The sequence below is a fragment of the Novosphingobium sp. BL-S-19 genome, assembly GCF_055521675.1.
Genome location: NZ_CM145498.1, coordinates 2,141,317 through 2,155,281 on the forward strand (window position 1 = coordinate 2,141,317; position 13,965 = coordinate 2,155,281).

Genomic DNA, 13,965 nt, shown 5'->3' on the forward strand with positions numbered 1-13,965 from the left:
GCTCAGTCCAGTCGCTTGCGCAAGGTACGGCGGGTGAGCACCGTCAGAACCACGATGTAGCCCAGCATGATCAGGCTGTTGCTGGCCACCATGCCCCAATCGGTTCCGGCCAGGAAAAGCGTCTTGATCACGCCCATGAAGTGCGTTGCCGGCAGAATCTGCGCCACCAGGCGGACGGCCAAAGGGATGTTGCGCAGGTCGAATATGAAGCCCGAAAGCATCAGGGCCGGCATGAAACTTGCCAGCAGCGCGACCTGGCTCGCCGCGAACTGATTGCGTGTCACGCCGGAGATCAGCAGGCCCACCAGCAACGACACGAGCAGATAGAGGAACGAGATGAAGGTAATGGCCAGCAGCGATCCCCGGATCGGCACATCGAACAGGAAAACCGCCGCCAACAGGCACATGGTCAGATCGATCAACCCGATCACGATGTAAGGCGCCAGCTTCGCCATCACGAGTTCCAGCGGGCGCACGGGGGTGACGAACAGGGCCTCCAGCGTACCCCGCTCCCACTCGCGCGCGATCAGCAGCGAACTGAGAAAGGCACCCACCAGCGTCATGATCAGGACGACGAGGCCCGGCACCAGATACCAGCGGCTGTTGCCTTCTTCGTTGAACCAGGTCCGCGTCATCACGGTGACCGCGCCGCCGGCCGATACCGTGCCGCCGCGATCGGCCTGCCGCGCCATGGCCGTCGCCACGGCGCCCTGGACGTAAGCCTCCAGCGTCTGCGCCGTGGTCGAATCGACGCCGTTCAGGATGAGCTGGATTTCAGCCCCGCCCATTACTTGCCTACGGGCGAAATCGTTGGGAACCTGGACGATCGCATCCACTTTGCCTTCACGCAGCATCCGGCTCGCCACGTCCATGGTTTCGACATCGACGGGATCGAGGTAGGCCGAACCGCGCAGGCCGGAGACGATTTCCCGCGCCGCAGCGGAACGGTCCTGCATAACCAACGCCACCGGGGCGTTTTTAACGTCGAACGAAAGACCGAAGCCGAACAGCAGGATCAGCGCGATTGGCAGCAGCAGGCCGACCATCAGGTTGCTACGATCCCGCAGCATCTGGCGCGTTTCCTTGCGCGCCAACGCGGTCAGCCGGGTCAGGAAGGCACTTTCGGTGCGATCGTCGCTCATGCTGCGGACTTCTCCCCGCCGTCATGCGCCCGTCCTTGCTCGACGATCGCGATGAAGGCTTGGTTCATATCGCCCACGCTGTCGCCGCCGGCCTGCTCGCGCACCTCCTGCGGCGTGCCGAGCGCCAGCATGTGCCCGGCATCCTGGATAGCGATGCGGTCGCAGTATTCGGCTTCTTCCATGAAATGCGTGGTGACGATCACCGTCACGCCCGATTGCGATAGCGATGTGATGGTCCGCCAGAAAGCGCGCCGCGCGATGGGATCGATGCCGCTGGTCGGTTCGTCCAGAAAGAGGATTTCGGGCTCGTGCACCAGCCCCGCCGCCATGGCCAGACGCTGCTTGTAGCCGTGCGGCAAAGCCCCACTGGTGGCTGCGGGATCGAGCCCGAACTGATCGAGAATGGCCTGAACGCGCTGTTTCAGGTCGTGGCGGCGCAGGCCATAGGCGCCGCCGAAGAATTCCAAATTCTCCCGCACGGAAAGGTTGGCGTAGAGGGAGAATTTCTGCGCCACATACCCGATCCGCCGCCGCGCCTCGGCACGGGCGGAGCGCAAATTGACGCCCGCCACCTCCAGCGTGCCACTGGTCGCGGGAAGCAGGCCGCAGAGCATACGGAACGTGGTCGTCTTGCCGGCACCATTGGGGCCGAGCAGGCCGAATATCTCCCCACGACGCACATCGAACGAAGTGTTGGCAACGGCGGTGAAGTCTCCGAAGCGGCGAACCAGGTTGCGCACGTGGATCACATTCTCGCTGCCCGATGGCTGTTTGTCCGCAGTCACGCGCAACTGCGGGCTCGCCGCGTCCAATTCCTTCTTGTTCGCATCATGCTGGCGCAGCAGAAGCATGAAGGCGTCTTCCAGTTCCTCCTCGCGCGGCTCGGCAGGCTGACCTTGCAGCAGATCGTCCAGCGCCTCCAACGGACAGTCGGGCTGGCGGATGAAACGCACCGCGCCGCCGCGCGGCACTGCGTCTACCACTTTACCCGGCGAATCGATCAGGCGGGCCTGCAGGTCCCGCGCGGGTGTGCTGGGCGGCGGCGCGGTGACGTAAGTGAGGCCATGCGCCTTTGCCGTGATCGCCGCGGGCTTGTCCTGAGACAGCAGACGCCCGCGGTCCATCACCAGCACTTCGTCGCAGCGCCCCGCCTCATCCATGTAGGCGGTGCTCACAAGGACGCTGAGCCCATCCGATTCGATCAGCTGCTCGATGATTTGCCACAAGTCACGGCGCGAGAGCGGGTCGACGCCGACGCTTGGCTCATCCAGCAGCAACAGATCCGGCACGCGGACCAAGGTGCAGGCCAGACCCAGCTTCTGCTTCATGCCGCCCGAAAGATTGCCCGCGGCGCGATCCGTAAACCGGGCCATGTCGGTCATGTCCAGCATGCGCTTGAAGCGTTCGGCGCGTACCTCTTGCGGCACGCCGTGGAGATCGGCGTAGAGGTTCAGATTTTCCTGCACGGACAGATCTTCGTAGAGCCCGAAGCGCTGCGGCATGTAGCTGATGCGGTTCTGCACCGCCTGCGGGTTGGCGGCGACATCGATGCCCAGCACTTCCAGGCTGCCGCCATCGGGCTTGAGCAACCCGGTCGCCATCCGCATCAGCGTAGTCTTGCCTGCCCCGTCCGGCCCCACCAGCGCCGTGATCGTCCCCGCACGCAGCGAGAACGAGAGGTCGTCAACGGCATCGAATGGCCTACCATCCGGACCGTCGAAGACCTTGCGCAGGTTCTTGCAGGCGACGGTGAAGTCGCTCACCTTGGCGACCCTGCCTGCCCTGCGGCTTTCGGCGGGCCCGCCGCGATCCGCACCGTTACCGGCTGCCCCAACCTCAGGCGTCCGTCCTTGTCGTCCACCCGTACGCGCACTTCGTAGACCAGCGCCGTGCGCAGCGATTCGGTCTCCACCGACTTCGGCGTGAATTCCGCGACTGAGGAGATGAAGCCTACCGTGCCGGGCACCGGCCGATCGGGAAAGCTGTCGCTGGTCACGCTGGCGCGCTGGCCCATGCGGATACGGCCGAGATCGACCTCCTCCACGTAGACGCGAATCCACTTGGGGCTGGTTAGCGCCAGCTCGTAAACCGGCTTTTGCGGCGTCGCCATGTCGCCCACTTCCAGCAGGCGGGACCGGACGACCGCATCGGCCGGTGCCTTCAATTCACCCTGGTCGATCTGATGGCGCAGCAAGGCCAGTTGCGCGTCGGCACTCTTCACTTGCGCTTCGGCAGCAGCGATATCTTCCGCACGGGGGCCACGCGTCGCCACGTTCAGCGCCTCGCCCGCCTCTTTCAGTTGGGCATTGGCCACCTGTGAGGCATTGCGCGCCTGATCGAGTTCCTGCGCGCTGACGCCGCGCCCTGCGGTATTTGCGGAGACCGATTGGGCGCGCTTGTAGTCGTCCGCTGCCCGCGCGGCATTGGCGCGGGCGGATTCGACCTTGGCGCGGGCCTGGGCGATGTCTTCCGGACGAGTGCCGTTGCGCAATTTTAGCAGGTTTTCCTGCATTGCAGCCATCTGCGCCTCGGCATTGCGAGCCTGCAGGCCCAGCGTCACCGTATCGAGCCGGGCAAGCACCTGCCCTGCCCTCACCGCATCACCTTCCTCGACCGTCATCTGCGTCACGCGCCCGGAACCATCGAAGGCGAGCGAAACCTGCCGAATATCGACATTGCCGTGGAGGACGAGCGTATCGGGATCCTGATGGCCCCGCGTCAGCCACCAGACCAATCCGGCCGCCAGCAGAACCGCAACGATCACTGCGGCGACCACGGATTTCTTCATCGACGTTCCTCAAGCCAGGATCATTGCAGCCGGAAACGCCCGGCGATCGGTCAAGTACTCACGCGATACCAGTCACATACTGACATCGCCTTGGCGCAAATCAATTCTTCTTTCCGCATGGGGAAGTTGGCCGGGCCACACCTTGGAAGCTGCAAAACCCCGTCGCGAAAAACTTGCCGCCGGAAGATGTTTCCAACCGGGCGCAAAATCCTCTAGGCGCTCCCCCCATGTTGACGATCCGCGATATTACCGTTCGCCTTGGGGGGCGCACTATCCTCGACCAGGCCGCCGCCACCATTCCCAAGGACGGCAAGGTGGGCCTGATCGGCCGCAACGGCGCGGGCAAATCCACGCTGGTGAAGGCCATCATCGGCCAGTTGGAACCCGATGGCGGTTCGGTCGAGATGCCGCGCCGTGCCCGGCTGGGCTACATTGCCCAAGAGGCACCTACCGGCACCCGAACCGCACTCGAAGCGGTTCTGGATGCCGATACCGAACGCAAGGACCTGCTCGCCGAATCCGAAACCTGCGTCGACCCCCATCGTCTCGGCGACGTGCACGAACGTCTGCTGGCGATCGATGCCTATACCGGCGAGGCACGTGCCGCGCGCATTCTTGTCGGCCTGGGTTTCGATGAGGAGATGCAGAACCGGCCGCTCGACAGTTTCTCGGGCGGTTGGAAGATGCGCGTGGCGCTGGCCGGCCTGCTGTTCTCTCAGCCCGACGTGCTGCTGCTCGACGAACCCTCGAACCACCTCGACCTCGAAGCGACGCTCTGGTTGGAGAACTTCCTCCAGACCTACCCCAAGACGCTGATCGTCATCAGCCACGAACGCGATCTGCTGAACAATGTGGTGGACCACATCCTGCACCTGCAGCAGGGCAAGCTGACGCTTTACCCCGGCACATACGACAGCTTCGAGCGCATCCGGGCCGAGCGCGCCGCGCAGGCGGCTGCCGCGCGTGCCAATCAGGATGCGCAGCGCAAGAAGCTGGCCGATTACGTCGCCCGCAACTCGGCCCGCGCCTCCACTGCCAAGCAAGCACAATCCCGCGCGAAGATGCTGGCGAAGATGCAGCCTATCGCGGCGATGGCCGAGGATTCCTCGCTCAGCTTCGATTTCCCCAGCCCCGACGAGCTGCGCCCGCCGCTGGTTACGCTGGATCTTGCCGCCGTTGGTTACGAGGCGGAAAAGCCGATCCTGCGCCGCCTGAACTTGCGCATCGATCCGGAAGACCGCATCGCCCTGCTCGGCCGCAACGGTAACGGCAAGACCACGCTCGCGCGCCTGCTGGCCCGTCAGTTGCAGCCGATGGAAGGTTCGCTGACCTTCTCTCCCAAAATTCGCATCGGCTACTTCACCCAGTATCAGGTGGAGGAACTGCCCTCCGATTCGACGCCGCTGGAACTGATGACGCGGGCGATGGAAGGCAAGCCGCCGGTCGCGGTGCGCGGTCAGCTTGGCCGCTTCGGCTTCTCTGGCGACCGGGCGACGGCGCAGATTTCCACGCTTTCCGGCGGCGAGCGCGCCCGCCTTGCGTTGGCGCTGGTCACGCGCGACGCGCCGCACATGCTCATTCTCGACGAGCCGACCAACCACCTTGACGTCGATGCACGTGAGGCACTGGTGCAGGCGCTCAACCAGTTCGAGGGCGCAGTGATCCTGGTCAGCCACGACCGTCACATGGTCGAACTCGCGGCCGACCGGCTCGTGCTGGTCGATCAGGGCACCGCGGCGAACTACGACGGGTCGATGGAGGACTACATCGACTTCGTCCTCGGCCGGAACCAGCCCAAGGCAGTGCAAACCGAAGCCAAGCCCGCTCGCAAGAACGGCGCCGTGGCGCGGGAAGAACTCAAGGCCCTGCGCAAGAAGGTTTCCGAGACCGAAACGCGCATGAAGCGCATCCAGCAGCAGCTTGACGCGCTGGACGCCGTGCTGGCCGATCCGGCATCGGCCAAGGGCGATCTGGCCAAGCTCAACATCGGTGAAGTCGGCAAGCGCCGCACGCAGGCAGCCGAGGAACTGGAAGTGGCCGAAGCCGGCTGGTTCGAAGCCAGCGAGGCGATGGACGAGTACATGGGAGGCAATGCGTGAGCGTCGCCTTCCGGCGCGACGGGGACGAGGAGCATCTTGAGCCCAAGTTCGAAGTGCCGATCCCGCCGGGGCCGAACTTCGTTACCGTTGAAGGCCGTACACTGATCGACACGCGCATCGCGGCGCTAGAGGCTGAAATCCCGGCCCTCGCCGACGAAACCGCGCTCAACGCCGCCAAGCGGGACTTGCGCTATTGGCGCAAGCGACTGGCAACGGCGGAAGTTCAGCCCGCCCCCTCCGGCGACAGGGCGATGTTCGGGCACCGCGTGCGCTTCGTCCTCAACGGCAAGGAGCGTGAAGTGCACATGGTCGGCCATGACGAGGCCGATCCGGCAAAGGGCGCCCTCGCCTTCACCGCCCCGCTTGCCCGTGCCCTGCTCGGAGCGGAAGTTGGCGATTTCGTCGACTTCAATGGCCAGGAAGAGGCTATCGAGGTGCTGGCTCTGGGTGCTTGAGGTCCTCTCCCTCTAAACCACGCGCACCTCACGAATAAAACCACATCGTCGCCCCCGCGCATGCGGGGGCGACGCTTCCTTCTGCACGCTATCCGCCAACCGCAGGAGAAGCGGGATCCCCGCCTTCGCGGGGATGACGGGTATGGGTTTGAGCTGAACCGGTGCGGTCTGGACTGCGCCTCCAGTCCACACCCAAAGAAAAAGGCGGGGAACTCAGCCCCGCCTTCTCCTGAACATCTACCGCGAAAAGCTTACCAGCTGCTCTTCTTCGGCTTCTTGTGGAACGGCTTGCCGCCGCCACCGCTACGCTCCGGACGGGCACCGCCGGTCGGGCGCGGCTGATAGCGCTGGCCTTCGTAACCACCGCGACCGCCTTCTTCACGGCCACCGTGCGGCTTGCGACCGCGACCCTGCGGGCCTTCGCGGCGACGCTCACGGGCGACTTCGCGCGGGGTGTCCTGTGCCTGCACGATGCGGATGGTGTTCTCCACGTCGCCGCTATCGTCTTGCGCAGTCCGCTCGACGGCACGCACGAACTGGTCGGCCTGTGCGCGCGGGATCTGGAAGTAAGTCTCGTTGGCCATGATGCGGATCTGGCCCACGGCGTTGCGAGTCACGTGACCACGGCGGCACAGCAGCGGCAGGATCCAGCGCGGATCGGCATTCTGCTGGCGGCCCACGTCCATGGTGAACCACACCACATCGTCAAAGCCCGGACGCTGACGCGCTTCGCGCGCTTCGGGGCTGTTGCCGATCAGCTCTTCCGGCTGCGGCATGGCGGCGCGATGCGCGCGTACCAGAGCCGCGGCAAGATCCTCTGCGCTCACCTTTTCCAGGATTTCGCGGGCGATCTCGCGATCTTCCTCGTCCGCCTCGACCGGGGCGAGCAGCTTTTCCATCAGGCGGCCGCGGTCGGCGGCGCGGATGACTTCGGGCGTCGGCGCGGCGACCCATTCGGCCTCGATCCGCGCACCGCGCAGCATGCCTTCCACGCGGCGACGGCGCGGGAACGGCACGATGATGACGGCGGTGCCCTTCTTGCCGGCGCGGCCGGTGCGGCCCGAACGGTGCTGCAGCGTTTCGGCATCGCGCGGGATTTCGACGTGGATCACCAGCGTGAGCGAGGGAAGATCGATGCCGCGCGCGGCAACGTCGGTGGCGACGCAGACGCGGGCGCGCTTGTCACGCAGGGCCTGAAGCGCATTGTTACGCTCGTTCTGCGAATGCTCGCCCGAAAGCGCCACGGCAGAGAAGCCGCGCTCGGTCAGCGTCGAGTGCAGGTGCTTCACATTGTCGCGGGTGGCGCAGAACAGGATCGCCGTCTCTGCATCGTGAAGGCGCAGCAGGTTGACCACGGCGTTCTCGACATCGGCCGGGGCAACGGTGACGGCTTGATAGGTGATGTCGCCATGGCCGCGGTTCTCGCTCATCGTCGAGATGCGCAGCGCATCGGTCTGGTAGCGGCGGGCCAGTGCCTCGATCGGGCGCGGCATGGTGGCGGAAAACAGCAGTGTGCGGCGGCTTGCCGGCATCGCATCGAGCATTTCCTCAAGGTCTTCGCGGAAGCCCATGTCGAGCATCTCGTCCGCCTCGTCGAGCACGACGACGCGCAGCGCCGAGAGGTCGAGCTTGCCGCGTTCCAGGTGGTCGCGCAGGCGGCCCGGGGTACCGACGACGATCGTCGCACCGCGTTCCAGCGCCTTGCGTTCACGCACGGGGTCCATGCCGCCAACGCAAGTGACGATGCGCGCGCCGGTCTTGCCATAGAGCCATTCAAGCTCGCGGCTGACCTGCTGCGCCAGTTCGCGCGTAGGGGCAATGGCGAGGGCCAGCGGCGCCTCGGCATAAGGAATCGAGCCGTCCGCCAGCAGTTCGTCGCTCATGGCGATGCCGAAGGCGACGGTCTTGCCCGAACCGGTCTGCGCCGAAACCACCAGGTCGCGTCCACGCGCCTCGGCTTCTGCGACTGCGGCCTGAACGGGGGTCAGGGACTCGTAGCCCTGCGCCGTCAACGCATCGGCAAGGGGCTGGGGGAGCTGAGAAAAAATCATGAGTTTGTGAATCTGTCCTGTGCCGCTTGCGCGGTCTCTTGGGGGGTAAGTTTCCGTGGAGTTTTTTGGCGACCAAAGGGTCTTTGAGGGCCCCATAGCTGAAAAATCCCGGTTTGGCGCGCTCCAATTTCACATTGGCAATTCCATGTGCCGCAAGACGGCGAATATTCACCGCGCGCGGCAGCATTCCGCAGCCTGATGGAGCGCATGACCAGCGCACTCGAAAGCCGGGATCTGGCAGCTCCGATCTGTTGCAAACGGGGCTTCAAAGGGGTCGTCTCCGCGCCGGCAGGTATACCGGCTTCGCGGAGACCGGAGCGCCCCTTGAAAACCCGTTTTACTTTGCAGGCTGCCCTTCCCAGCCCCCGCCGAGCGCGAGGAAGACCGAAATCTGATCATCCACCAGCGCGGCCTCTGCCGAGGCATGGGCGACTTCCGCATTGGCAAGGTTCGCCTGCGTGGTCAGCAACGAAAGCAGATCGCTGCGGCCGAACCGGAACAGCTTGGCCGCCTGCGCCTGCGAAACGCCGGCGCTGCGGGTCGCACTGCCGAGCGCGCTGGCCCGGTCGGTGTCACGCGCATAGGTCTCCAGCGCCGTTTCTGTACCTCGCAGAGCTTCCAGAACGGTGGCATCGAACTTGGCCAGATCGATATCGACCTGAGCATTGGCCGCGTCGATCCGGGCCTTCACCAAAGGACGGTTCGGAAAACTCCAGTTCAGCAAGGGGCCGAAACTGAAGCCGAAGCTATGCGTCTTGCCCAGGTTCTCCAGCTTGCCGTCGTTGATGATCCCGCCGCCGATGCTGACGGTGGGATAGAGGTCTGCCGTGGCGACGCCGATGCGGGCGGTATCGCCAGCAATTGTCCGTTCTGCCTGACGGATATCCGGACGGCGGCGGATCATCGCCGCCCCGTCGCCGATCGGCATCGGACTGCGCAGCATGGGCAGTTGCGCGCAGCTTTCCACCTCCACCGGATAATCGGCCGGCGGTTTGCCCAGCAGCGTTGCCAGCAGATAGAGTGCTGCCTTGCGCTTGGCGGCAAAGGCCGGAAGGCTGGCCTTGCTGGTCTCCACAGCAGTGCGCGAACGGCTGACGTCGAACGCCGTGCCGCGACCGCCGCGCTGCAGGCGCGTGGTGGCGTCCAGCGTCTGCTGCTGGAGTGCGATCACTTTCTCGACCGTCGCCTGCTGGTAGTTCGCGGCGCAGACGTCGGCATAAGCCTTGGCCGTGGCGGCCGCGACGCTGATCCGCACGGCGTCGCGCGCGGCTTCCACCGCTTCCCGGTCGGCAAGGCTGCTCTCGATCGCGCGCCTCAGCTTGCCGTTGAGATCGAGCGGATAGCTGACCGAGAAGCCAAGGTCGTATGTCAGCACGCCCGGCATGTTGGTACCGGCCGAAGTGGTGGTGTAATCGCGCTCCAGATCGGCATCGGCCAGCACGGAGGTGCTCAGCGCCTTTTGCCCCACGTATTCGCGCACCACCGCATCGGCCTTGCGCAAGTTGGCATCGGCCGCGCGCAAGTTGGCATTGGCTTCCAGCGCCTGCTCGACCAACGCGTCGAGACGCGGGTCGTCATAGAGGCGCCACCAACGGTCGGGCAGCGGATCCTGCGAAAAGTTGGAACCCTGCCCGGAGGCGAAGGGACCATTGGCGGATGGCGACGTTGCCACCGAATGCTCCGGCGGCTTGTAGTCCGGCCCGGCGACGCAGCCCGCCAGCAGCGCCATCGCGCCGAGCGAGCCGGCACCCAGAAGACGAGCGGATCGGATCACTGCGCAGGCTCCGCCGATGCATTGGCCGTTGTCGCCGGGGCCGGGGCCGGGGTTGCGACGGCGGCGGGGCCGCGGCGCCTGGGGGGCTGATCGTGTTCCTCGATCGTCACCGTTGCGGTGCGGCCGGCGATCAGGCGGACATTCTTGGGCACATCGGTAAGTCGCACGCGCACCGGAATGCGCTGGGCCAGACGGACCCAGGTGAAGGTGGGATCGACGCTGGGCAGCAGGTTGCGGGAATCGCTGCGGGTAGTGTCGTTGATGCCGGCCGCGATGCTTTCCACCACGCCCTTGAGCGGACGGGATTCGCCCATCAGCACCACCGTGACTTTCGCGCCGACATGGATGTGCGGCAGCTTGGTTTCCTCGAAATAGCCTTCCACGCGCACGGAATCGCGATCGATCAGCGCCATCGCCTGACTGCCGGGCGCCACAAAGTCGCCGGGGTGCAGGTCAAGATTGGTGACCGTGCCGTTGACCGAGGCGCGCACATTGGTGCGTTCAAGGTCCAGCTTGGCCTTGTCCAGCGCGCTCAGGGCCTGATCCACTGCGGCGCGGGCGGTGGCGACGGCGGCCACGTTCTGCTCGTGACTTTCGGTGGCGACAAGGTCGCCCAGCGCAAGGTCGCGCTTGGCTTCGCGCTGGGCCTGCCCCAGCTTCGCCTGTGCGCTGGCCACGGCGGCCTGCGCGGCCTGCATCGCCAGCGTATAGCGCGGACGGTCGATCACGAAGAGCAGGTCGCCCGCCTTCACTTCCTGATTGTCCCGCACTTCCACCGAAGTGACCAGGCCGCCGATATCCGGGGTGACGCGCACGACATCTGCGCGCACACGGCCGTCGCGGGTCCATGGCCGGTTCTCGTAATGGTTCCAGAGCCAGATCGCCACGAGTGCGGCGATGACAACAAGTGCAAGCGTTGCGAGGCTCGGGGCTATCCGGGCAAGCAGGTTCTTCATTGGTGGAAACCGATCAGCGGAGCGGCCCAGACCAGAAGCCCGAGCACAAGGATATAGAGGCACAGGTCAACCGCCGCACGATATGCGAAAAGGCGGTAGAAACCCACGATATTGGCAATGCGCATCAGTGCCAGCGTGATGATCGAGGCGATTACGCCCAGCACCAGCAACGTCGGCACGAACACGCCGTCGAAGGACATTTCCCCGTTCATGCCGCCAACCTTTCGATCGGCGCGGCTTCGGGGAAGATGTTGCGGCGCAGGCTGACGAGCGCCAGCGCGCCGGAACGGGCAGCCTCCCGGTCGCCATCGCGCAGGACGGCATCCAGCGCCAGATCGATGTCCTGCAGCAGTTCGGGATCGCCCGGTGCCGGACGGTCCGGCACGAGGCTGCGATAGTACGCGCCCACGCGGCGAAGCACAGCGGTGAGCGGCGCGCTGCGCTCGGGCGACATATCCAGGCGCAGCTCGCGCAGTTCACCAATGGCGATGCCGGTGCGCAGATCGCGCAGGGCATCGTAGAGCGGCTTTCCGGGCGAGCGGCCCGCCATCGCAAGGCGCGGGGCAAGTTGGGCGATACGGTCGAGCATACGGTTGATCCAGGCGCGCACGTCGGGCGGCGCCATGAGGTTGGAGCGTTCGGCAATATCCACCCATCCCGCGCGCAGCGTGCGCCGGATCGCGCTTTCGGCCCCGGTCGAGCTGAGCAGGCGGATCATGACGATGGCGTAGAGAATGCCAGTAAGCTGAGCGAGCGAGCCGTTCATGTAGCTGGCAAAGCCGCCGATGTACTGGTCCGCCACCAGGACCGGCGACCCCAACCCCAGCAGCAACGGCACGGCGATGCCGCCATAGCGAGGCGACTGCATCAGCATGCCCAGCATCAGCAGCATCGGCGCCATGGCCGCCGCGAACTGCACATACCCGTCAAGGCGGGGAAGCAGGACGAAGCCATAGAGCAGCCCAAGCAAGGTCGCGATGAAAGTGCCCACGAAGAAGGAGCGCAATGGCGCCAGCGGATCGGGCGCGGCTGCGAACAGCGCAGTGAACACGCCGGCCAGCATGATCGCGGTGCCGCCATCGTGCCAACCGCTGAATATCCAGAGCACGCAGCCGAAAACGATGGTGATGAAGGCGCTGAGCGCGCCGCGAATGGCGCCGCCATAGTCCCGGTGAAGCTCCCGCCCGCGCCGGCCTTCCACCAGCACCGCCGCGCGCTCGGTCACCGGGCGGGTCGATGGCGAGGCAAGCTGGTCTGCCAGATCGCGGCAATCGCGATGCGCGCCGATCAGGGTAGCCAGGCGTGAAAGCAGGCTGAGCAGGATAAGATCGTGCCACGAAGCGCCCTCGCCCACTTGCGGCTCCAGCGCCTTGCAGCGCGCGCGCAGGGTTTCGGCCTCTTCGCTGCGCTGGGCGACGGGCATCGCGGCGAGTCGATCGAACCAGTCACGCGTATCGGCCAGCAAGGTTGCAACTTCGGCAGGTCCGCCGCCAGCTTCGTGCAGCTGGGCAATACGATCCGCCACCGCCGCACCCAGCGGCATGATCATCGAAAGCTGGTCCTGCAGCGCGCGCACCGTGCGAATGCGCGGCGCGATCCGGGTGCTCTCGTAAGGCAGGTGAGTGGAAAGCTGGTGCAGTTCGGTCACGTCCAACGCAAGGCGGCGACGCTCACGGTCGACCGAGGGATCGACATCGATATGCAGCGAATCCTTCGACCAGCGCTCAGCATCCGCAAGGATCGTCGAAACGCGCTGGAGCAGGAAGGCCGAAACGGACTGCGGAAAGACCAGCGCGTGCACGAAGCTGCTGCACAGGATGCCGATCGTGATCTCCTGCACGCGCAGCGCGGCGGTGGTGAAGATCAGTTGCGGGGTATCGACGCTGGGCAGCACGATCAGCACCGCCGTATAGCCCGCAAGGACAGAGGCGTAGGAACGCGGCGTGCGGTCCAGCAATGAGATGAACACGCAGATCGCCAGCCAGCTGCCGATCGCCAAAGTCAGCAGTTCGGGCGAATTGACCAGCGGGGGCACCATCAGAACCGCCGCCGCCGCGCCGACGAACGTTCCCACCACGCGGAACATCGCTTTTGACACCACGGCGCCTGCCAGCGGCTGCGCGACGATGTAGGAGGTGAGGAAAGCCCAGTACGGCCGGTCCAGCCCGATAGACAGCGCGATATAGACGGCCAGAATCGCGGCGATGTACGCCTTTACCGAAAACAGCGCTGCATCGAATCCAAAGCGCTTGGTCATGGCTTGCCGCCGCTTTCGGCCACGCGGGCAGCGATCCGATCGAGAACCGCCATCGTGGTTTCAAGGTCTTCGTCAGGAATGCCATCAAGCAGGCTTGCGCGCAATGCGTTGAGACGCGTGTCTATTCTCTCTGCCAGCGCCTCTCCCTCAGCCGTCAGCGCAAGGTGCTTGGCCCGGCGGTCGGTCTCATCGGCGATGCGTTCGATCAGGCCAGCGCCTTCCAGCAGATTGAGCGTGCGCACCAGCGAGGGTTCGGTAATGCCGACGATCCGCGCAAGCTCGCTCTGGCGCAGCGTCTTGCCCTGGCGCAGCAAGTGCACCAGCGCCCAGCCCGAGGAATTGGATATCCCGAGCGATGAAAGCGCATCGTCCGCCAGTTGTCGCCATGATCGCGATACCGGCAGCAGCCTTTCGGCCAGTGCCCGCTCGCGCAATCGTCGTTC

At 65.3% G+C, this 13,965-nt stretch carries 11 protein-coding genes; 2 read left to right on the plus strand and 9 right to left on the minus strand.

Annotated features, from left to right (window positions below; genetic code table 11):
- Positions 1 to 2: 2 nt before the first annotated feature.
- The 3 genes from ACZ1JV_RS18230 to ACZ1JV_RS18240 are packed head-to-tail and all read right to left on the minus strand — an operon-like array spanning position 3 to position 3,930.
- A complete protein-coding gene (locus ACZ1JV_RS18230; protein WP_465149936.1) occupies positions 3 to 1,142 on the minus strand; it encodes an ABC transporter permease in 1,140 nt (379 codons plus the stop codon).
- On the minus strand, positions 1,139 to 2,905 hold the full coding sequence (locus ACZ1JV_RS18235; RefSeq protein WP_465149937.1) for an ATP-binding cassette domain-containing protein: 1,767 nt from the start codon (positions 2,903 to 2,905) through the stop codon (positions 1,139 to 1,141). The genes ACZ1JV_RS18230 and ACZ1JV_RS18235 overlap by 4 nt, the downstream gene beginning before the upstream one ends.
- Positions 2,902 to 3,930: an HlyD family secretion protein gene (locus ACZ1JV_RS18240; protein WP_465149938.1), complete on the minus strand. Its 1,029-nt coding sequence runs from the start codon at positions 3,928 to 3,930 to the stop codon at positions 2,902 to 2,904. The genes ACZ1JV_RS18235 and ACZ1JV_RS18240 overlap by 4 nt, the downstream gene beginning before the upstream one ends.
- Positions 3,931 to 4,157: 227 nt before the next feature.
- On the opposite strand from ACZ1JV_RS18240, the gene ACZ1JV_RS18245 reads away from it, so the two are divergent.
- Positions 4,158 to 6,029, plus strand: coding sequence for an ABC-F family ATP-binding cassette domain-containing protein (locus ACZ1JV_RS18245; protein WP_465149939.1), 1,872 nt, complete (start codon positions 4,158 to 4,160; stop codon positions 6,027 to 6,029).
- Positions 6,026 to 6,484: a GreA/GreB family elongation factor gene (locus ACZ1JV_RS18250; protein WP_465149940.1), complete on the plus strand. Its 459-nt coding sequence runs from the start codon at positions 6,026 to 6,028 to the stop codon at positions 6,482 to 6,484. The genes ACZ1JV_RS18245 and ACZ1JV_RS18250 overlap by 4 nt, the downstream gene beginning before the upstream one ends.
- Before the next feature lie 251 nt (positions 6,485 to 6,735).
- Here ACZ1JV_RS18250 and ACZ1JV_RS18255 read toward each other — a convergent pair whose 3' ends face one another.
- The 6 genes from ACZ1JV_RS18255 to ACZ1JV_RS18280 all read right to left on the minus strand — a co-directional run bounded on the left by ACZ1JV_RS18255 (position 6,736) and on the right by ACZ1JV_RS18280 (position 13,956).
- On the minus strand, positions 6,736 to 8,535 hold the full coding sequence (locus ACZ1JV_RS18255) for a DEAD/DEAH box helicase (RefSeq protein WP_465149941.1): 1,800 nt from the start codon (positions 8,533 to 8,535) through the stop codon (positions 6,736 to 6,738).
- Between the two features lie 337 nt (positions 8,536 to 8,872).
- The gene (locus ACZ1JV_RS18260) at positions 8,873 to 10,264 is read right to left on the minus strand and encodes an efflux transporter outer membrane subunit (protein WP_465152605.1); all 1,392 of its coding nucleotides are present in this window, start codon (positions 10,262 to 10,264) and stop codon (positions 8,873 to 8,875) included.
- A 41-nt stretch (positions 10,265 to 10,305) separates the two neighbouring features.
- Positions 10,306 to 11,265, minus strand: a complete 960-nt coding sequence (locus ACZ1JV_RS18265) for an efflux RND transporter periplasmic adaptor subunit (RefSeq protein ID WP_465149942.1) — start codon at positions 11,263 to 11,265, stop codon at positions 10,306 to 10,308.
- Positions 11,262 to 11,477, minus strand: coding sequence for a DUF1656 domain-containing protein (locus ACZ1JV_RS18270; RefSeq protein WP_465135222.1), 216 nt, complete (start codon positions 11,475 to 11,477; stop codon positions 11,262 to 11,264). The genes ACZ1JV_RS18265 and ACZ1JV_RS18270 overlap by 4 nt, the downstream gene beginning before the upstream one ends.
- Positions 11,474 to 13,522 (minus strand): FUSC family protein, encoded by a 2,049-nt coding sequence (locus tag ACZ1JV_RS18275; protein WP_465149943.1) that lies wholly within the window; start codon positions 13,520 to 13,522, stop codon positions 11,474 to 11,476. The genes ACZ1JV_RS18270 and ACZ1JV_RS18275 overlap by 4 nt, the downstream gene beginning before the upstream one ends.
- Positions 13,519 to 13,956 carry a MarR family winged helix-turn-helix transcriptional regulator gene (locus ACZ1JV_RS18280; protein WP_465135224.1) on the minus strand — a complete coding sequence of 146 codons (438 nt, stop codon included), beginning with the start codon at positions 13,954 to 13,956 and terminating at the stop codon, positions 13,519 to 13,521. The genes ACZ1JV_RS18275 and ACZ1JV_RS18280 overlap by 4 nt, the downstream gene beginning before the upstream one ends.
- Between the last annotated feature and the right edge of the window lie 9 nt (positions 13,957 to 13,965).